Genomic DNA, 20,031 nt, shown 5'->3' on the forward strand with positions numbered 1-20,031 from the left:
AAATATACTTCATTATCAACTCTAAAATCGGGTTTGACAATATTTTTTTATAGGAAGGAATGTTAAAGGAATAAATGCAATAAATAATAATGGGGAATGGATGGTGAAAATATCGAGAAGGAGGGATAGAATGGCATTTGTTGAGGTGGAAGAAGGCGTTCGGTTGTTTTATGAGGAAAAGGGCCAGGGGAGACCGATTATCTTTATCCATGGTGTGTGGATGAGCAGCCGGTTCTTTAAAAGGCAGCTGCCGTACTTTTCAGAAAAATATAGAACGATATTGCTTGATTTAAGAAGTCATGGCCAGTCAAATCATGTACATTATGGAAATACGGTCTCCGTTTATGCAAAAGATCTTCATGCGTTCATAGGTGAACTGGGATTAAAGGATGTTATACTTGTAGGCTGGTCGATGGGGGCATTTGTCGTTTGGGATTATCTTAAGCAATTCGGTGAGGGAAATATTCATTCAACTGTGATCGTGGATGAATTGGCCTCTGATTTTAAGTGGCCCGATTTTCATATCGGTGCATTTGATATGGAAACGTTGATCGCCTTCATGACAGAAATTCAAACGAATCGTACCCCATTTTTGCAAAAATTCCTTACTTCCATGTTCAACAATGAATTATCTGCAGAGGATGCAGGCTGGATGCTTGGGGAAGTGACCAAAATGCCGGAATCCATTGCTGGCAGCATTCTATTTGACCAATCGATTGTGGACTATCGTTCCTTCTTGCCGGCAATCAATGTACCCACACTTCTCTGTTTTGGAAGACATGAAAAAGTCATTCCTGTAGCAGCTGGGGAACATTTGCATGAAAACATTCCGAATTCCAAACTAGTAATCTTTGAAGATAGTTGCCATTGTCCGTTCTTGGAAGAAAGCGAGTTGTTTAATGAAACCGTGAATGGCTTCATTCAAAAGGGTGTATAGTCGTACAGGATCGGGAAAAGGGATGCAGTGCCTGCATTCCTTTTAATTATGAATATAATTGAATTTTCTTTTAACTAAACGGTTTTGGCAGGAAATAAAGGGAATACTGGTACTAAGAAAGATAGTAGTGAAGGTTAATGGAATTGATAAATTAAATAGGTAATATTTTTATATCCTTTTCACAGGAATTGGGCTATTATGAGGTGGATTTAAATTGGTGTGATCGTTTATCTGTTATTGAGAGAAACTCATGCAGGAAGTGATGGTGAGGATAAAATGGATGATCGTTTACCATACAATGAAATTATAGATGTATGTTTACTCGCGGGAAAAATCATGCTTCAGAACGGAGCGGAAACATCAAGGGTGGAAGATACGATGGTTAGGATCGCTGCAGCGTTTGGGTGCGGTGAATCACACAGTTTTTCGACCCCTACTGGAATTATTTTTTCGCTGGATGGCATGCACCCAGCTTCAAAATTGATCCGGGTTTCCCAACGATCTACAGATTTACATAAGGTGACTCTGGTTAATAGTATATCCCGAAGCATTTCCAGCAAGGAAATGACACCGGAGGAAGCATATTTACGGTTAAAACAAATCGAAAAGGCCGGGATGGGGTATCCCATGTGGGTGCAGGTCTTTGCTGCATTTATAGCGAGCGGCTGCTTTTTAATCATGTTCCAAGGACAGTGGAGTGATTTCATCTGGTCCTGTATAGCTGGAGCAATGGGATTCTCATGCCTGCTTTATTTGCACTGGTTATTGGAAGTCCGTTTTTTTGCTGAATTCATCGCCTCTTTAGTCGTAGGATTAGTAGCTTTGTTCTTTGTCCAGATTGGAGTTGGAAGTCATTTGGACACGATAATCATCGGAGCGGTGATGCCGCTTGTGCCAGGGCTGTTAATTACGAATGCAGCCAGGGATTTAATTGCAGGGCATTTGGTTTCGGGTCTATCCAAGGGTGCGGATGCAGGTTTGACTGCTTTAGCCATAGGGGCAGGAATATCGGCCGCGTTTGTTTTCTTATGATTTTAGGGGAGGAAGAATGATGATTGCACAGCTTATTACAAGTTTCATTGCCTCAGCCGCCTTTGGAGTCATCTTCAATGTACCAAAAAATTCATTGTTTCAATGTGGTTTCGTAGGGATGTTGGGGTGGATTTTATACTTTGCTCTGGTTGAAAATGAGATAAATAGCATCATTGCAACATTAGCGTCTGCATTTATCGTTGCGGTCATCAGCCAGTATTTTGCTAAAAGGTATAAAACGCCGATCACGATTTTCAATGTATCGGGAATCATCCCTCTCGTGCCTGGAGGTTTGTCGTATGATGCGATGAAGCATTTTGTCGGAAATGATTTTTATGTCGCCGTTCAGCTGGCAGCCAAGGTTTTCATGCTGGCTGGTGCCATTGCGATGGGGCTGATCTTTGCCGAAGTCATGAACCAGTTAGTAACTAAGTACAATAGAAGGAAGGTAAGATTGAGAAGTTAGCGGGAATCTTCCTGATGGATATGTTCTGAAAAAAGAGAAAGAAGAGCAGGCCGATGCCTGCTCTCCTTTCTCTTTTTAATATTTTAAAATAATAATGAATCTAGTTTATATAGGATCTTTCATCCCAGTGTTGGCAGTAACCAAAATTTCGTCGAATTTTTTGGCATCTGCTTTCTTGCTTGACAGAAGTGTTCCGGCGATGGCTGCGATAAAACCAATCGGGATGGAGATGATGCCTGGGTTGGCAAGTGGGAATAATGGTTCCCCAACGAATATTGCCGCTCCCTCCACCGGTGACCAGACATTGGGACTTAGGAATACAAGCAATAAAGAACTGACCAGACCAACTAACATGCCCGTGACAGCACCAGTCGTGTTAAAACGCTTCCAGAATACCGTGAAGACAATGATGGGCAGATTGGCACTGGCAGCGACGGCAAAGGCGAGTGAAACAAGGAAGGCGACATTCATGTTTTGGGCAAATAAGGCCAGGATGATGGAAAGGATGGATACTCCGATGGATGCCCAACGGGCAGCAACGACTTGTTCTTTGTCGGTGGCTTGACCTTTCCGGATGATGTGGCCATAGAAGTCATGGGCAAAAGCAGATGCTGCCGATAGAACGAGACCTGCGACAACCGCTAAAATGGTAGCGAAAGCAACTGCAGAGACAAAGGCGAACAGGAAGTCACCCCCAATGGCTTCGGCAAGCAGCGGAGCAGCCATATTGCCGGCCGCATTCGCGGCTATTATTTTGTCGTAACCGACAAAGGCTGCCGCTCCAAAACCGAGGAAAATGGTCATTATATAAAAGATGCCAATGATCCAAGTGGCATATACTACTGACTTTCGGGCTGTGATGGCGTCTTTCACCGTAAAGAAACGGATAAGAATGTGAGGTAGTCCAGCCGTACCGAGTACAAGCGCTAAATTAAGGGATAAAGTATCCAAAGGATCCTTGAATTTGTTACCGGGGTTAAGGAAATCCCCGCCCAAAGGAGTGGCTGTTTTCATCTGCCTGAACATCTCGATCACGCTAAAGTCGAATTTCGCCAACACGACGATGGAGATGATGAATGTTCCTGCCATCAATAAAACGGCTTTAACGATTTGGACCCAACTGGTGGCCGTCATACCGCCGAAAACGACGTATACGGTCATTAAAATACCTACAATGATGACGGAGTAAAGATAATCAATTCCTAGTAAGAGCTTTATAAGGGCACCTGCACCGACTAATTGGGCGATCATATAAAAGGTTGAAATCGAAATGGTGTTAAGGGCAGCAACCCCGCGTACTTTCTTTTCATTGAAACGGGCAGCGATCATATCCGCCAATGTATACTTGCCAAGGTTACGGAGCGGTTCGGCCACAATATAAAGAACGACCAGATACGCAACCAGAAAACCTATGCTATAGAAAAAACCGTCAAATCCAGAGAGTGCGACCATGCCGGCTATTCCCAAAAATGAGGCGGCGGACATATAATCTCCCGCAATGGCCCAGCCATTCTGCCAGCCAGTGAGGCTGCTGTCAGCCGTATAAAAGTCCGCGGTCGTTTTGGTGCGCCGTGAAGCAAAATAGGTAATGACCAATGTTAGTCCGACAATGATAAGAAATAATATAAAAGCAAGAATATTCATTGTGAATTCACCTTTTATCCTTTCGCTTCTTTAACGATTTTTTCTACTAATTTGTCAAATGTCGCCGCTTTTCTGGAATAGAGGATGCATAATGTCCAGGTCATGATAAATTGGGCGAAGGCAAAAATCCAGGCCCAGCTGATTGCCCCGAAAGCATAGGAGTTAAGAACTTTAGAATAGGAAGTTAGTATGGGTAGGGTGAAATAAAAGACCATGAAAAAGATGGATAGCGGGACGATGAAGTTGCGTTTTTTCCTTAAGAGTTCTTGAAAAGATTGTGATTGGACGATCTTGGTGTAGTCCGTGGAAGCGCTTACCTCGGTTTCCTTAGCGATTGAATCGTTTGATGCCAAGTTGGTTCCCCCTTCATCATTATTGATTTGGTTTTCATTACCATTTTCCGATAACAGTATCAGTATATATTTTTCAGAATATATTGTAAATTCAAATGCTGGAATTAAAGTTTTTTTCGTTCGACATAGTTTTTTCTTTTTACGCACAAGCAAAACCATTAAGGAAAAGTTAAGCTTCTTTCACGATACTGGTTTCAACGAAGGAAACCTGAAAGGAGAAAAGTGATGAAAAAGTTGATAACGATAGGTACGGTTTTAGTGCTGGCGATTGGGGGAAGCGTTTGGTTTTTCATGAAGGACAATGCTGAGCCTGTTATTGCGAAATCGGTGACGGCTACAGTAGAAAAGGGAAATCTTGAAGTTCAAATAAGCGGTTCCGGATCGGTCGCCGCAATAAATAGTGAGGATATTACATCTTCCATATCGGGTGAAGTGGACGAAGTTCTGGTAGAGAAGAATGAATTGGTTGAGAAAGGTGATGAACTTATTACCTTCACGGATGGAAGTGACCCGATAACGGCCCCATTCGATGGTACCGTTACAACAATGGATGTTGAAGAAGGGGATCGTGTATCAAGCAGTGAAGTGTTGGCACATGTTACGGATTATAAAAAATTGAAAACCACGATCAGTGTTGATGAATTGGATGTTCCAAGTGTTAAAAAAGGACAAACGGTTGAAATTAAAGCCAGTGCTTTTGAAGATGAAACGTTTACGGGGGAAGTGACCAGTGTAGCAAGGGAAGGTACATATGAGAATGGAGTTTCTTCATTCGATGTCACTATCAAAATTGACAAACCCGGCGATATAAAAATTGGGATGTCGACTGAGGTGAGCATTTTGACGAATAGTGTAAAAGATGCCTTATATGTTCCGATTGAAGCAGTCCAAATCGACGGGGAAGAGAAATATGTGAATATACAACAATCCGGTACAACTGAAGGAGCTGTCAGTACAAAGAAAGTGGTTGAGACTGGAATCAGTAACGATAGATATATTGAAATAACTTCGGGGCTTGAAGAGGGACAGTTTGTTTCCTTGCCTATCACCATCAATGAAAGCTCCACTGGCAGCGGCGGCGAAGGAATGAGGGGAGGCCAAGGAGGCGAGATAAGAATGCAGAGCGGCAGCGGAATGCCAAGCGGCGGGATGCCAAACGGTGGCGGAATGCCGAGTGGAAAGGGAGGTCAGTAAAATGGCGAAACCCATCATAAAAATTAAGAACATGTCCAAGTCTTATGAATTAGGCGGTGAAACGGTCAAGGCACTTCAGGATGTCTGTCTTACAATCGATAAAGGCGATTTCATTTCGATCATCGGTCCTTCTGGGTCAGGGAAATCGACGTTCATGAATATGATTGGCTGCCTTGACAAGCCTGACATAGGTGAATACCTTCTTGATGGTAAAGAAGTGGAGAAGATGAAGGATAATGAGTTAGCTGCCATCCGTAATATTAAAATAGGATTCATCTTTCAAAATTTCAACCTGTTGGCAAAACTGACAGCATTGGAGAACGTCGAACTTCCCCTGGTTTATAGAGGGGCAAGCGTGAGGGAAAGAAGAGAAGTGGCCAATGCGTGCCTTGATATGGTGGGCCTTGGTGACCGGAAGAATCATCTGCCTACCCAACTGTCGGGTGGACAGCAGCAAAGAGTTGCGATTGCAAGGGCACTTGCCGGTAATCCTCCCGTTTTATTGGCGGATGAGCCGACGGGGGCGCTTGATAGTAAAACGAGTAAAGAAGTGCTGCAGATGCTGAAAGAATTGAACGGAAAGGGACAAACAATCATTCTTATAACCCATGACTTGGAAGTGGCTAAAGAAGCGACTCGTGTCGTCCGGATACAGGATGGTCAGCTATTTGAAAACGGAGGTGATTGGATTGAACCTGAGCGAATCAATGAAGATGGCTATACGCAGTATCAAAACCAATAAAGTCAGAGCATTTTTAACCATGCTTGGGATCATAATTGGAGTTGCCTCCGTAATCGTCCTGGTTTCGATTGGGCAGGGTTCCTCACAGTCCGTTCAGGATGAGATCAATAGCCTGGGAACGAACCTGATAACGGTAAGTGTCACGGATACCGACTCCGTGGAGCTGACGGATGATACAATTGAACAGTTTAAAGAGCTGAGCGGGATATCGGAAGTGGCGCCTGTGGTCACTGGACGAGTTTATGCCAAGAACGGAGAAGCTACGGCGCAGGTTTCAATGACCGGTGCAACTTCATCCTACTTATCAGTTAGGGATCTAGAGCTCAGTCAAGGCCGGTTTTTGACGGATATGGAAACGGAATTACGCTCCAAGGTCGTTGTCCTGGGGTCGGATACAGCCACCACGCTTTTTGAAAATCAAAAAGCCGTGGACCAGAACGTGCTTATCGGCGGTGTTTCCTATCGCGTGATCGGTGTCCTGAAATCGGTAGGCACCTCAATGGGATCAAGCGGGGATGATGTCATCATTGCACCTATCACCACTGCCGAAAGGGCTACAGGCAGCACGACAATCGGAACCGTCTATTTAAAAGCGGAGAACGAGAATATCATGGATAGGGCAATGTACCAGGTACAAGGTGCGATGACCACATCATTCCCAGAACAGAGTGGTAACTACTCGGTGTCCAATCAAGAAGATCTGATGGATACAATGAGCTCTGTATCGGACACGTTCACACTCATGCTTGGCGGTATTGCCAGTATTTCGTTACTGGTAGGCGGAATCGGGATCATGAATATCATGTTGGTTTCCGTCTCGGAGAGGACAAAGGAAATCGGGATTAGAAAAGCAATTGGGGCAAATCGGAAATCGATTCTTCTTCAGTTTTTAATTGAAGCGATGGTCCTGAGCTGCTTCGGGGGACTGTTGGGAGTTGGAATTGGCTTGGGAATCACAAAATTGATTTCAGCTTTTTCAAGTTTAACGATTAGTTATTCATGGACGGTGACATTGTTTGCCTTTTTATTCTCCATTTTAATCGGGATAATGTTTGGTGTATTTCCTGCCAATAAGGCATCCAAATTAAATCCAATCCAGGCACTGCGTCACGAATGAACATACCATTTTGAAAGAAAGCAGGCATTAAAAGCCCGCTTTCTTTTGCATATGAAAAAGGATAAAATCAACATATATCACAATTGAGGCGGTTGGGAGGTACCCTGCATGAAGGTTTTGGTGGTAGAAGATAATGTTTCATTATTAGAGTCGATCCGACAGATTTTGACGGATGAATATGAAGTCGATACAGCGGATAATGGGGAAGATGGGCTATTCATGGCTCAACAAAGTATTTACGATATCATCATTTTGGATGTAATGCTTCCGGGAATCGATGGATTTGAAATCGTACGGAAAATCAGGGAAGCAAAAATAGATACAAGTGTCTTGTTTTTGACGGCAAAAGATGCACTTGAGGATCGTGTCAGAGGGTTGGAAATGGGTGGCGATGATTATTTGGTCAAGCCGTTTCAGGCACCGGAACTTAAGGCCAGGATTCGTGCCCTGCTTCGAAGGAGTGGCATTATTTCGCTAGAACAGCATGTGAAATACCGTAATATTGAACTGTTGGAAAAAGAAAAGGATATTTTGGTTGATGGAAAGGTCATTAAAATGACCTTGAAACAGTTTGAATTACTGGAATACCTGATTCAAAATAATGGGAAAATATTGACCCGTGAGCAGATTTTCGACCGCATTTGGGGGTTTGATTCAGATACGACGATTGCCATTGTGGAAGTGTTCATCCATCACCTTAGAAAAAAATTGGAACCTTTCAATTATCATAAAGATATTCAAACCGTTCGGGGTATTGGTTATATGCTAAAACAACCATAAGGGGATCATTATGTTCCAAAAAACAAGGCTTCAACTAACAATATTGAATTCTATCGTCTTTATTGTCTTAATAGCCATATTAAGCAGAACGATTTATTTCTATACGGAAGACCAGATCTATAAGGATGTCAATGATTCACTTATAAAGGATTACCGGGATTTCAATAATGGCGGCATGCCAGGCGGACGTCCGCAAGGTGAGTTTCTCTTAGGACCGGGGCCAAGCGTCATCGTTTGGGGACCGGATGATACGATCATTGAGCCAAGACTGAGTGTAGATAATTTTTTTAAGGTCAATGAACAAAAATTTTTCCCTAAAACTTTTGATGACATTGAAGAAATATCAGTGAATGGATACACGTATCGGGCCCTTTCCACCCAGGTCGATACGGGGTATGGACAGATGGCCGTACAATTCATCAGGAATGTGGATACAGAAAAGGAAATGCTCGATCGCTTGCTGCTCATATTGTTTGTTGGTGGAGGAATTGGAAGTCTCGTGGCGGTGGGCGCTGGCTATCTTCTGGCAGGACGGGCCTTGATCCCGGTCAAGAAATCCTGGGATCAGCAGCAGCAGTTTGTCTCGGATGCTTCGCATGAAATTCGAACGCCGCTTGCTGTCATTCAATCGCGGGCTGATTTGCTATTTCAATCACCTAACGCGACAATCGAGGAAAAAGCCGTTGATATATCCATCATTTCGAAAGAAGTCCGCCGATTGAATAAGCTTGTTAACGGACTTTTAACCTTGACCAGAACCGATTCGAATCAAATGGAGGTTAAGAAATCGAACTTTTTCCTTGATGACCTACTTATGGATATCGTGGAACAGTATACGGATATAGCATCTTTTCAAGAGAAATCAATCATTAGCCATGCTCCCGAACAGGTAGTGTTTCATGGGGATAAAGAGAGAATTCATCAGCTATTGGTGATCTTGGTGGATAATGCCATGAAATTCACCGAGGAAGGCGGGGAAATTTCCCTGTCCTGCATCAAGAATGCTTCATCCATCATTCTTACTGTAGAAGATAATGGAATAGGCATTCCACAGGAAGAACTCCCCTTGATTTTTAACCGTTTTTACCAAGTGGAGCAATCCCGTTCGGCAAATGAAGGCTCTGGCTTAGGACTATCCATAGCCAAATGGATTGTAAACACACATCAAGGGAACATCAAGGTTACAAGTGAGCAGAATGAACGGACCCGTTTTGAAATCACTTTTCCGAGAAATCAAAGGAAAAACTAGCTGCCAGCCAATATGAAAAAGACCCTTACTTTCTTCCTTGCTGCTTAAGGAAAAATTAAGGGTCTTTTTAGATAATCATCTTATAAATACATTTATTTTCGGAGGAGAATCATTGATGAAAAGACTTGGTAGGTTACACTTTTTGGTTGGAATATTGGTTTCGGTCCTCTTAATGGTCCAAGCAGTCATCGGGATCATGATGTATGTGGATGGCAGCGGCAATGAGCCAATGAATCGACAGGCGGTGATGGGTCAGCCTGCCGACCGCAGCAATACAACAGATTCGGATGATACGGAAAAATCGGCTAATAGCAGTACGGCGACAGATGATTCATCGACGGAAACGGCAACTAATGATACGCAGGGCACTCCACAAGGGGGGCCTAATTATGGTTCCGGGACTCCAGGAGAAATGCCAAGCGGCGGCGGTTTCCAAGGCAGAGACTCTTTTGCTGGGAAATTCATCGACTTTTATCAAGGGGCAGGTGGCTTGGCCGCATCCATCATCATCTTTGTAATTGGAGGGGCAGGATTAGCGACAACGGTGATTACAAGAAAAACAGCTGCCTGAATAGTCGATATTATTTGTGGCAAGAGAAGGTTCCTTTCGAAGGGGAGCCTTCTTTTTTTATTCACGAAACCCATTATTGTCACTAATTGTTATTTTAAAAAGGGAAATAATAATTGCACTAAAAAAAATATTAGTTTAATATAGACTTCTGGAGAGGTACGTACATGTATTTTGGATGAAAGAGAAAACGTTTGCATAAATTATTTGAGGGTATCCTACTATTAATGCACGAACATTAAATTCACCCTTAGTGGAGGCAGAATATATGAAATTTCTGATTGCAATTTTAGGACTGCTTATCGTTTTTGGACTAGCTATCTTAGTCAGCAGTGACCGGAAGAAAGTTAAAATTAAACCGATCATCCTCATGGTGGTCATTCAGCTTGTTTTAACTTATTTATTATTAAACACGAAGTTTGGCTTAGTGATCATCAATTCAATTGCCGATGGTTTCGGAAAACTTTTGGAATGGGCAAATGAAGGGATCACCTTTGTATTTGGCGGGATTGTAAACGAAGGAGCATCGCCCTTCTTTTTAAATGTCCTTCTTCCTATCGTATTCATCTCCGCATTAATCGGGATTTTACAGCACTTCAAGATCCTTCCGTTCATCATGAAGTGGATTGGATTCGTTCTAAGTAAGGTGAATGGGATGGGTAAATTGGAATCTTACAATGCGGTTGCATCAGCAATAGTAGGCCAATCCGAGGTTTTCATAACCTTGAAAAAACAACTCGGTGCCATTCCGCCATCTCGGATGTATACGCTTTGTGCATCAGCCATGTCAACTGTATCGATGTCGATTGTCGGTGCTTATATGACGATGATTGAACCAAAGTACGTTGTGACGGCCATTGTTATTAACATGTTTGGTGGATTTATCATCGCATCCATTATCAACCCTTATACAGTAACGGATGCAGAGGATATTCTCCCTGTTGAAGAAGGGGCAGAGAAGCAGTCTTTCTTCGAAATGCTTGGGGAATATATCATGGATGGGTTCAAGGTTGCTATCACTGTAGCGGCGATGTTAATTGGTTTCGTTGCTTTAATCGCCGGGATCAACAGCATATTCGACATGATTTTCGGCATCAGCTTCCAAGACATCATGGGGTATATCTTTGCACCGTTTGCGTTTATCATGGGTATACCGATTTCAGAAACCGTGACTGCTGGCGGAATCATGGCGACGAAACTGGTAACCAATGAATTCGTTGCCATGCTGAGCTTAGGGGAAGCATCAGCTGCCTTGAGCGAAAGGACGATAGGGATCGTTTCGGTTTTCTTGGTTTCATTCGCCAATTTCTCATCAATTGGTATCATTGCCGGTGCAGTCAAAGGACTTCATGAAAAACAGGGAAATGTTGTAGCCCGTTTCGGCTTGAAGCTGCTATACGGTGCGACTCTTGTCAGCATCCTATCAGCGATCATTGTAAGTGTGATACTTTAAATAACGGATCTAACACAAAAGGGCACTTGGGTTCACTCCTAAGTGCCTCTTTTATATTGGTTACGCAAAGGTAGAATCTTTGAATTTGAAGGTGCTTGGCTTGCTGGTATATAATACATAAAATGACAGGCGTGAAAGGGGAGTTTTAGGATGACGATGGATGGAAAAGAAACAGCTATCTTTGCAGGAGGCTGCTTTTGGTGCATGGTTGCTCCCTTTGATGAAATGGATGGTATCATTTCAGTGACATCAGGTTATACAGGCGGTAAATTTGCCGCTCCAAGTTATAAACAAGTGATTACCGGTGCGACTGATCATGTTGAAGCGGTTCAAGTGATGTTCGATCCATCAATCATTTCCTATAAAACGTTATTAGAGATATTCTGGCAGCAAATCGATCCAACAGATGATAATGGACAGTTCTCGGATAGGGGAAAGCAATACAAGGCAGCCATTTTCTATCTTAATGAACGTCAGAAACGGGAGGCAGAACAATCGAGGGAAGATTTAATGATGAGCGGGCGGTTTAAGAAACCTATTGTTACGGGTATTCTACCCTCGGGGGAATTTTACGCCGCTGAGGAATATCATCAAGAATTCTATCGGAAAAACCAATTTCGCTACGCATTGTACCGTAAAGGCTCAGGACGGGATGCTTTCATTAAAGAAAATTGGCCTAAGGATCATGCACACCTTAGAAAGACCTTAACGGAGAGTCAGTTTCATGTCACCCAGGAAAATGGCACGGAGCCGCCTTTCGATAATGCTTATTGGGATCACTTTGAAGAAGGCATTTATGTGGATGTCGTTTCTGGTGAGCCCCTATTCAGTTCGCGGGATAAATATGATAGCGGTTGTGGGTGGCCAAGCTTCACGAAGCCCATCATGTCGGCAAGTGTCAATGAAAAAATGGATCTCAGCCACCGAATGACCCGGACCGAGGTGCGCAGCAGGGATGCCGATTCACACCTTGGACATGTTTTTCCCGATGGTCCAAGTCCTAAAGGCACGAGATATTGTATAAACTCTGCGGCCCTTCGATTCATCCCCAGAAACGAAATGGAGAAAGCGGGATATGGAGATTTATTAATACTATTCAAAATGAAATAACTAGGGAGATAGGGGAACACAAATGGATAAAATAGATGAAAATTTATATCGATATATCCTTGATAACTCGTCGAAGATTACGGAAAACTGGCTGGCTTTAAGGGAAAAGCAAACTGGGTCGATCTATTCAATAGATTCTAATGAGGAAATCGAAAAGCTGCTTAGGGAACAAAACACATGGACCATCAAGACAGTGACAAGTGCTTTACTTGAAGATGAAACTGCTTTTATTGAAACGATGGAGCAGTGGGCCACACTTGTCGCGAAGAGCAGGGTTGAATCGGACACCCCCATTTACGAAGTGTTGGAAGCGCTTAATAAGGTACGTGAAACATATTGGGCATTCATCACTGATTATATGCTCATGGATACGAAGATAACGAAAGAAATAATCATCCGGTGGAGCCGGCTTATTAATCGTGCCTTCGATCAATTGAACCGTGAGTTCACCGAGCAGTATTACCTTTTGACAAAAGAACGTTTGTCAGCTCAACAGGAGCTGATTAATGAACTGGGCGCACCTGTCATTCCCATTGTTGATGCCATTGCTGTATTGCCGTTAATCGGTGAAATCGATACCTATCGGGCAAAGGAAATTTTGAATGGGACTCCTAGCAAATGCATTAGCAAAAATATCACCCACTTATTCATCGATTTATCGGGAGTCTCCCTTTTGGATACGATGGTTGCCCAACAAATCTATCAATTGATAAGTACCCTGAACCTGTTAGGCATTCAATCGACCATTTCCGGGATTCGCCCTGAAGTGGCCCAGACATCGATTCAGTTAGGCCTTGATTTTAGTCAGGTTTCGACACATAGTACTCTTAAACAAGCCCTTTCCAAGCAAGGGATCAAGCTATACGAGAAAAAATGATATAAGGGTGCAGTAAATGAAAAAAACCAGATCCGCTAGGAATCTGGTTCTTTTTCGTGATTCTATAACTTGAATGAACTTTTCAAACCGACGATTTGGTTGAAGACCAAGTGATCGGCCGCAGTAAGTTTTGAATCAACATTATAATAGCCATGCCTGAAGAATTGGAATTTATCCTGAGGTTTAGCATCTTTCATGTTAGGCTCGACAAATCCTTGTAGAATTTCGATAGAATCAGGGTTTACCCGGTCCAGGAATGATTTTTCTTCCTCTTCATCATTTTCCTTATCCAAGATTAACGGCTGAAAGTTGCGGAATTCTGCTGAAACCGCTTGTGAAGCTTCGACCCAGTGCAATGTACCTTTTACTTTACGGCCAGTGAAGCCCGATCCGCTTTTCGTTTCAATATCGTATGTGCAGCGAAGTTCAATGACATTACCGGCGTCGTCCTTTATCACTTCTTCACATTTAATGAAATAAGCATGTTTCAAACGGACTTCATTGCCCGGGAAAAGTCGGAAATACTTTTTCGGCGGGTTTTCCATGAAATCGTCCTGTTCGATATATATTTCACGTGAAAACGGGATTTGGCGTGTACCCATTTCCGGTACTTCCGGATTGACCTCAGCATCCAGCCACTCTATCTCGCCTTCCGGATAGTTGGTGATGACCACTTTAAGCGGGTTCAGGATGGCCATAGTCCGTGGAGCCTTCAGCTTTAAGTCTTCCCGCACGAAATGATCAAGCATTTGAGAGTCTACGATACCGCTTGTTTTGGCGACACCTATCTCTTGGCAGAATGCACGAATCGCTTCGGGTGTATACCCGCGTCTCCGCAAGCCTGAAACGGTAGGCATCCGAGGGTCGTCCCAGCCGTCCACGAAGCCCTCATCGACAAGCTGCTTGAGTTTTCGCTTGCTCATTACTGTATTGGTCAGGTTAAGACGGCCAAATTCATATTGCTTTGGTTTGCTTTCCATTTCACAATTCTCAACGACCCAGTCATAAAGAGGGCGTTGATCTTCGAACTCAAGCGTACAAATGGAGTGTGTGACTCCCTCGATGGCATCTTCAATCGGGTGGGCAAAGGCATACATTGGGTAGATGCACCATTTGTTGCCGGTATTATGGTGTTCAGTATGGGAGATACGGTATATGACGGGATCACGCAAATTAATGTTGGGTGAGCTCATATCGATTTTTGCACGCAATACTTTTGCGCCGTTTTCGAATTCGCCGCTGCGCATCTTTTCAAATAGTTCAAGATTTTCCTCAACGGTTCTATTGCGGTAGGGGCTGTCTTTCCCTGGTTCTGTCAGCGTTCCGCGATATTCACGGATTTGGTCGGCATTAAGGTCGTCCACATATGCCAGTCCTTTGTTGATGAGCAGCACAGCTCTTTTATACATTTCATCAAAATAGTCGGAAGCGAAGAAAAGGTTATCCCAGTCGTAGCCGAGCCATTTTACATCTTCCTTAATGGAGTTTACAAACTCAATATCCTCTTTCAATGGATTCGTATCATCGAAACGAAGGTTGGTTTTCCCATTGAAATCATCAGCCACCCCAAAATTCAAAATGATTGATTTGGCATGCCCGATATGTAAATATCCGTTCGGCTCAGGAGGGAAGCGGGTGATGACATGATCATGTTTTCCGGACTCTAGGTCATCTTTTATAATATTTTTAATAAAATTCGAAGAGTTATTTTCCAACTGAATTCGACCTCTTTCATTTATATACTTCTTTTAATTTTACCTGTATATATACCATAAATACAGATATTTTTCCATGTTCGAGCCGGAATCACGGTTTATCTGAAACAATTCATCAAGTATTTAGTTTGTACAATCCGAGCGGAAATATCCCTGAAACTTTAATCATGTAATTTAGGGAACGACCTAACTGGATATTAAGGAAACCAATAAATCCTTTTTCATTCAAAAAAAGCAATACAGGAATTCACGCCTGTATTGCTTATAATCGCGCTAGCAGACAGGACTTAGAATTAAAATTAAAAGACTGTCGTTTGCAAAAATTCTTTTGTACGTTCTTCTTTTGGATTGGTGAAGAATTCTTTTGGCGGTCCGCTTTCGACGACCCTCCCATTATGCATGAAGACAATCCAATCCCCGACCTCACGTGCAAAGCTCATTTCATGTGTAACGACTACCATTGTCATCCCTTCCAAGGCAAGCTCCTTCATCGTGGCAAGAACTTCACCGACAAGTTCGGGATCCAGAGCCGAGGTGGGCTCATCAAAGAGCAGGATATCAGGTTTCATGGCAAGGGCGCGGGCGATGGCAACACGCTGTTTCTGTCCGCCTGAGAGCTTGCTTGGATAGACATCCGCTTTATCTGATAAACCGACTTTGGCAAGCAATGCCTTTGCTTCTTCAATCGCTTGGGCCTTAGGGACTTTTTTGACGTGTGTCGGTGCTTCGATCACATTTTCCAGTACGGTCATATGAGGAAAGAGGTAGAAATGCTGAAATACCATTCCGACTTTCTCGCGGATTTTATTAATATCATGGGTACCAGGATTGATTTCCGTTCCTTCAATGAGGATTTGGCCGCTGTCTTTCTTCTCTAAATAATTCAAACAGCGGAGGAGGGTGCTTTTTCCGGAACCGCTTGGTCCGATCAGACAGACAACATCGCTATCGAGTACCTTCATATCGATATCTTTAAGTACATGCAGGTTTCCATACGATTTATTTAAATTCCTAATGCGAATCATTTCTTTTTGTTCCATTTCAATTCCCCCTATCGATCACTAATGGACAGTTTCTTTTCGAATAAATTGACGATAATGGTCAGGAAAGCCACTAGAATCAAGTAGTAGACGGCTACAATCAATAAATAAGTCATTTCATCGAAATTATTCGAGCCCAACGTAGTGGCTACATTAAACAGCTCATTCATGGATATGAAGGCCGCCAGTGATGAATCCTTCAGTCCGATGATGAATTGGTTGCCAAGCGGCGGCAATGCGCGGCGGAAGGCTTGAGGCAAGATGATTCTCCTTAAGGTGAGCGAATTGCTCATGCCAAGGGAGCGTCCGGCCTCCATTTGGCCTTTGTCGATGGATTGAATCGTACCACGTAAAATCTCTGAGATATAAGCTCCATTATGGAAAGCCAGGGCAAGTGACGCCGCCCAGAAGTCCGGCAGTAAGAAGAGATTGCTGATACCGAAATAGAGTATGAATATCTGTACGATTAAAGGCGTTCCCCGTACCAGGAATACATATGTATCTGAAATCCATGCAAGAATTTTTATATTGGATATTTTTAAAAGTGCAAATAGCAAACCGATGACGATACCCACCAATATGGAGACTACCGTCAGTTCCAATGTGAGGAGCATGGCCCGGATGAATACGTCCGAGGAGCTAAATAATGTATCAAAAAAATGTGAAAAACTTGGCAATGTAATGACTCCCTTTCTATCAATCTTTATTCAGGCTTAGTTGTGATGTCTTCACCAAAGTACTTTTTGCTGATTTCAGCAAGCGTTCCATCTTCACGGAGGTTTTCAAGAGCTTCGTTGATGCGTGCAAGCAGCTGAGGGTTGTCGTCAGGCAGTACAATGGCCTGCTCGCTTCGTTCGATCAATTGCCTTCCTTCGATGTCGAAACCTTCCTTGGTTGCTTCCTTACCGGTTACGAAGTCGGTGATGACGGCATCATGACGTCCTCCGCTCAATGCCTTCAGGGCGGTGATATCACTGTCATAGGTTTTTACATTGGTTGTATATTTTTCTGCTGTCGTTGCGTACGTAGAGCCTTTAGAAGCCGCAACTTCCTTACCCTTTAAATCTTCAACCGTTTTAATATCACTATCCGGGCGGACGAAAATTTGTGGACCTGAATAGTAATAAGGGGTCGAGAAGGCAACATGTTTACTTCGTTCTTCATTGATTGTATGACTGGCAACCGCAGCATCTGCCCGACCGGTTTTAACACCTTCCACGATACCTTTGAACTTTATCCGTTTAGGCACTGGCTCTAGGTCGAGTTCCTTTGCAATTGCATCGCCAACTTCAATATCGAACCCGGTTACGGTCATGTCATCATTGACATAACTGAATGGCTTGAATTCACCTGAGGCAGCGAAAACAAACTGGTCCTCATTGATCAGCTTACTCCCGTCCTCCAGCTGGTCCTTTTCAGCACAGCCGGACAGAAGACCAAGAACAGCCAGAATGGATACAATGAATGTAACGGATGATTTCATGATAATTTCATTTCCCCCTTTGAAAAAAACTAATAGAATGGTCTATACCCTTATAAGGCAGTGAATAACCTTATTAACTAGGGAAAATAAACCTGAAATAAAAATGGTTGTCCAGATCATGCCGACATTTCATCCAAGAATCCCCCTTCACTATGCATTTCATAAAGGTTCTCGGCGTTTGCCTTCATTTCCTTTAAATCCACCAGTTATTTATTGGAAGAATGATAATCTGCATATTAATAGAGGATGAGAACGAATGGTATCTTTTCAATTCCATATAGATAACTTCTATTTCAATATAAAAAAGTCGACCGTGATCAGGCCGACTTTTCCGTGATTAAAACCTACGAAATATGAATAGAGGATAGCTTTAAAAAAAGGCATTTGATTTTGCAAGTATTACTAAAGTAGAACTAGTGACTCATGAAATAAAAGACCCTCATTCATATCATCACTTTTCTCCTTACCCAAAAATGAAACCCATTGTTCCAAAGTAGGAATGTATAACAAGTTCCTTTTATATACGATTAAATTATTACAATTCGGGCTGAATTAAAAGCTGATGCTTCATTTAAATCCCATGTATCAAGTTCAAAAGAAGGAAGATTAAAGATCAATTTGCAATAAAGTAAATCCATTAACTAGGGGGCGGAGTCTCAAGTTCAGCGACTAATACAATAGCAAATGCTATTTATGGTTTGAACTTATGGCTTGGAACTATGACAAAAACAAAGGGGAAAGTAGAAAATGAAAAAGTATTTCTTGCTTAAATTACTCGGACTTATGGTTTTGTTAGTTCCTATACTTTTAAATCTTTGAATATAATAGAGAGTATAAATGCTACTATAATTGTAATTACTATTTTACTAGGCATAGCGATACTAATTTTAGCGGCTTATCCCAATTTGTCACATTTAAAACTTTGTCTTATCTTTTGAATTTTCTTGCAATTTTAATAAGAAGAAAGCCTATTAAAGTTATTATAACTATTGCTATTAAAGCTCCTATTGGACTAAAGGTTTTCATATTATTTCTCCTTAAAATGCATATAAGTTGAAGGACCCACTAGTTGTTTTAACTTCTACATAAGCATCAGTGTATGTGTATACTACAGCAATTGCACTATATTTTACAGTCTTATCCATTGCCCATGAAGTTTTTTTTGTGGTTGTGCTACTTTGTGCGGAACCACTATAAACTATGCCTACGTAAGTTCCGCTTTTTCCTAGTACGCCATAAGCAACATTTGTTACAGCAGTTTTTATTCCTTTAACTTTTGAACTTCCGGCAGGAATCGTAGCTTTAAGGTTTCCTCGATAACTATGATTTAATACATTTATATTTGTATAAACTTTTCCAGTGAATTTAACAGTGACACCATATTTTGATTTTGATTTACTAAAAGATTGGCTATTTGTATTACCAAATTTCAGTGAAACTGGTTGAATTAAGTTAGTTGGTTGGACGGGAATGTCCTCTGTTTCGTTTGTACTTGAAGCATAAGCTCTTATAAACTCTGTATCTTCCAATGAAAAGGGTTCATTTATATTATATTTTGAATTAATTTCTTCAAATCTATCAATGATTTTTTCGTCTGATAAATTTTTATTAATTTTAAATTTAATTTCCTTAATTTCAATCGGGTCTAATGATGTTGGTTGTCTTTCAACTGGCTTTTCCTCCGTTACAGGTGAGTGACCTTCAGCTGCAAATACATGAGATGGAAGTAGAGCGGCTCCTAAAACTAGAATCAAGGATAAAAATAGTAAAGATTTCATTTTTTGTATCATTGTTATTTCTCCCTCCATTTAGTTTGTGTATTCTATGTTAAATGAAAAGAGAGACGTGCATTTCTCAAAATTGAAATCAAATGTTTTAACACTGAAACAACCAAAAGATTACGTGATTTCGAATCTCTTAGGAATACAGCCATTTAGTTTTTAATTTTAAAGTAGCCATATCTTATTTTCCCCCCTCCATCCTTGTTTTGTTTTAACGTCAAATACAAATCATTTTAAATTGGAAAGAATAATATCGACTGTGCTTCCGGAATAGGTATAGCTCAGAATAAGAGATGTTGTAATAATGCTGCGAGCAAGTGGTTGGATAGTTTTTTATTATTGTCTAAAATCATCCTAAACGTAACATAAGAAATGATTTTTAGAGTTTCAATATATAAATAAATTATTTCATTATTGGAACTTTATTAATTTCTATTATATAAACACCAATTTTTTTACAGGAGAACGATGTTATAGATAGGATATTAAG

The 20,031-nt window shown here is 41.9% G+C and carries 19 protein-coding genes; 12 read left to right on the forward strand and 7 right to left on the reverse strand.

The features are described from left to right. Positions 1-130 precede the first annotated feature (130 nt). The 3 genes from AC1DIV_RS02055 to AC1DIV_RS02065 all read left to right on the forward strand — a co-directional run bounded on the left by AC1DIV_RS02055 (position 131) and on the right by AC1DIV_RS02065 (position 2,435). On the forward strand, positions 131-937 hold the full coding sequence (locus AC1DIV_RS02055) for an alpha/beta fold hydrolase (protein ID WP_340878220.1): 807 nt from the start codon (positions 131-133) through the stop codon (positions 935-937). Between the two features lie 276 nt (positions 938-1,213). Beyond that, positions 1,214-1,969, forward strand: a complete 756-nt coding sequence (locus AC1DIV_RS02060) for a threonine/serine exporter family protein (protein ID WP_262870361.1) — start codon at positions 1,214-1,216, stop codon at positions 1,967-1,969. A gap of 16 nt (positions 1,970-1,985) precedes the next feature. Continuing rightward, entirely contained in the window at positions 1,986-2,435 is a 450-nt protein-coding gene (locus AC1DIV_RS02065; protein ID WP_170956501.1) for a threonine/serine exporter family protein, read from the forward strand. Positions 2,436-2,540: 105 nt separating this feature from the next. On the opposite strand, the gene AC1DIV_RS02070 is transcribed toward AC1DIV_RS02065, so the two are convergent. Next, the gene (locus AC1DIV_RS02070) at positions 2,541-4,079 is read right to left on the reverse strand and encodes a solute symporter family protein (protein ID WP_340878218.1); all 1,539 of its coding nucleotides are present in this window, start codon (positions 4,077-4,079) and stop codon (positions 2,541-2,543) included. Between the two features lie 14 nt (positions 4,080-4,093). Beyond that, positions 4,094-4,414 (reverse strand): DUF485 domain-containing protein, encoded by a 321-nt coding sequence (locus AC1DIV_RS02075; RefSeq protein ID WP_373689814.1) that lies wholly within the window; start codon positions 4,412-4,414, stop codon positions 4,094-4,096. A 243-nt stretch (positions 4,415-4,657) separates the two neighbouring features. Here AC1DIV_RS02075 and AC1DIV_RS02080 point away from each other — a divergent pair, with 243 nt between their 5' ends. The 9 genes from AC1DIV_RS02080 to AC1DIV_RS02120 all read left to right on the forward strand — a co-directional run bounded on the left by AC1DIV_RS02080 (position 4,658) and on the right by AC1DIV_RS02120 (position 13,522). Next, positions 4,658-5,626, forward strand: a complete 969-nt coding sequence (locus AC1DIV_RS02080) for an efflux RND transporter periplasmic adaptor subunit (protein ID WP_340878217.1) — start codon at positions 4,658-4,660, stop codon at positions 5,624-5,626. A 1-nt stretch (position 5,627) separates the two neighbouring features. Continuing rightward, positions 5,628-6,368: an ATP-binding cassette domain-containing protein gene (locus tag AC1DIV_RS02085; protein ID WP_194719488.1), complete on the forward strand. Its 741-nt coding sequence runs from the start codon at positions 5,628-5,630 to the stop codon at positions 6,366-6,368. Beyond that, a complete protein-coding gene (locus AC1DIV_RS02090; protein WP_340878215.1) occupies positions 6,295-7,485 on the forward strand; it encodes an ABC transporter permease in 1,191 nt (396 codons plus the stop codon). Before AC1DIV_RS02085 ends, AC1DIV_RS02090 begins: the two co-directional genes overlap by 74 nt. Positions 7,486-7,593: 108 nt before the next feature. Further along, positions 7,594-8,265, forward strand: coding sequence for a response regulator transcription factor (locus AC1DIV_RS02095; protein WP_034316054.1), 672 nt, complete (start codon positions 7,594-7,596; stop codon positions 8,263-8,265). Positions 8,266-8,275: 10 nt separating this feature from the next. Next, on the forward strand, positions 8,276-9,514 hold the full coding sequence (locus tag AC1DIV_RS02100) for a sensor histidine kinase (protein WP_251541712.1): 1,239 nt from the start codon (positions 8,276-8,278) through the stop codon (positions 9,512-9,514). A 115-nt stretch (positions 9,515-9,629) separates the two neighbouring features. Next, the gene (locus AC1DIV_RS02105) at positions 9,630-10,085 is read left to right on the forward strand and encodes a hypothetical protein (protein WP_340878213.1); all 456 of its coding nucleotides are present in this window, start codon (positions 9,630-9,632) and stop codon (positions 10,083-10,085) included. Positions 10,086-10,350: 265 nt separating this feature from the next. Then, a complete protein-coding gene (locus AC1DIV_RS02110; protein ID WP_048685673.1) occupies positions 10,351-11,535 on the forward strand; it encodes a NupC/NupG family nucleoside CNT transporter in 1,185 nt (394 codons plus the stop codon). A 150-nt stretch (positions 11,536-11,685) separates the two neighbouring features. After that, positions 11,686-12,645: a peptide-methionine (R)-S-oxide reductase MsrB gene (gene msrB / locus AC1DIV_RS02115; RefSeq protein ID WP_340878211.1), complete on the forward strand. Its 960-nt coding sequence runs from the start codon at positions 11,686-11,688 to the stop codon at positions 12,643-12,645. Positions 12,646-12,667: 22 nt separating this feature from the next. After that, the gene (locus AC1DIV_RS02120) at positions 12,668-13,522 is read left to right on the forward strand and encodes an STAS domain-containing protein (RefSeq protein WP_340878210.1); all 855 of its coding nucleotides are present in this window, start codon (positions 12,668-12,670) and stop codon (positions 13,520-13,522) included. A gap of 62 nt (positions 13,523-13,584) precedes the next feature. On the opposite strand, the gene AC1DIV_RS02125 is transcribed toward AC1DIV_RS02120, so the two are convergent. The 5 genes from AC1DIV_RS02125 to AC1DIV_RS02145 all read right to left on the reverse strand — a co-directional run bounded on the left by AC1DIV_RS02125 (position 13,585) and on the right by AC1DIV_RS02145 (position 19,550). Further along, on the reverse strand, positions 13,585-15,237 hold the full coding sequence (locus AC1DIV_RS02125; protein ID WP_340878209.1) for a glutamine--tRNA ligase/YqeY domain fusion protein: 1,653 nt from the start codon (positions 15,235-15,237) through the stop codon (positions 13,585-13,587). Between the two features lie 299 nt (positions 15,238-15,536). Then, the gene (locus tag AC1DIV_RS02130) at positions 15,537-16,277 is read right to left on the reverse strand and encodes an amino acid ABC transporter ATP-binding protein (RefSeq protein WP_095390614.1); all 741 of its coding nucleotides are present in this window, start codon (positions 16,275-16,277) and stop codon (positions 15,537-15,539) included. A gap of 11 nt (positions 16,278-16,288) precedes the next feature. Continuing rightward, on the reverse strand, positions 16,289-16,954 hold the full coding sequence (locus AC1DIV_RS02135) for an amino acid ABC transporter permease (RefSeq protein WP_048685680.1): 666 nt from the start codon (positions 16,952-16,954) through the stop codon (positions 16,289-16,291). 26 nt (positions 16,955-16,980) lie between these two features. Next, complete coding sequence (locus AC1DIV_RS02140; protein WP_053536955.1) at positions 16,981-17,760, reverse strand: transporter substrate-binding domain-containing protein; 780 nt, start codon at positions 17,758-17,760, stop codon at positions 16,981-16,983. 1,037 nt (positions 17,761-18,797) lie between these two features. Further along, positions 18,798-19,550 (reverse strand): hypothetical protein, encoded by a 753-nt coding sequence (locus AC1DIV_RS02145; RefSeq protein WP_340878207.1) that lies wholly within the window; start codon positions 19,548-19,550, stop codon positions 18,798-18,800. Positions 19,551-20,031: the final 481 nt, after the last annotated feature.

The sequence above is a fragment of the Peribacillus sp. 05N428 genome, from assembly GCF_056397085.1.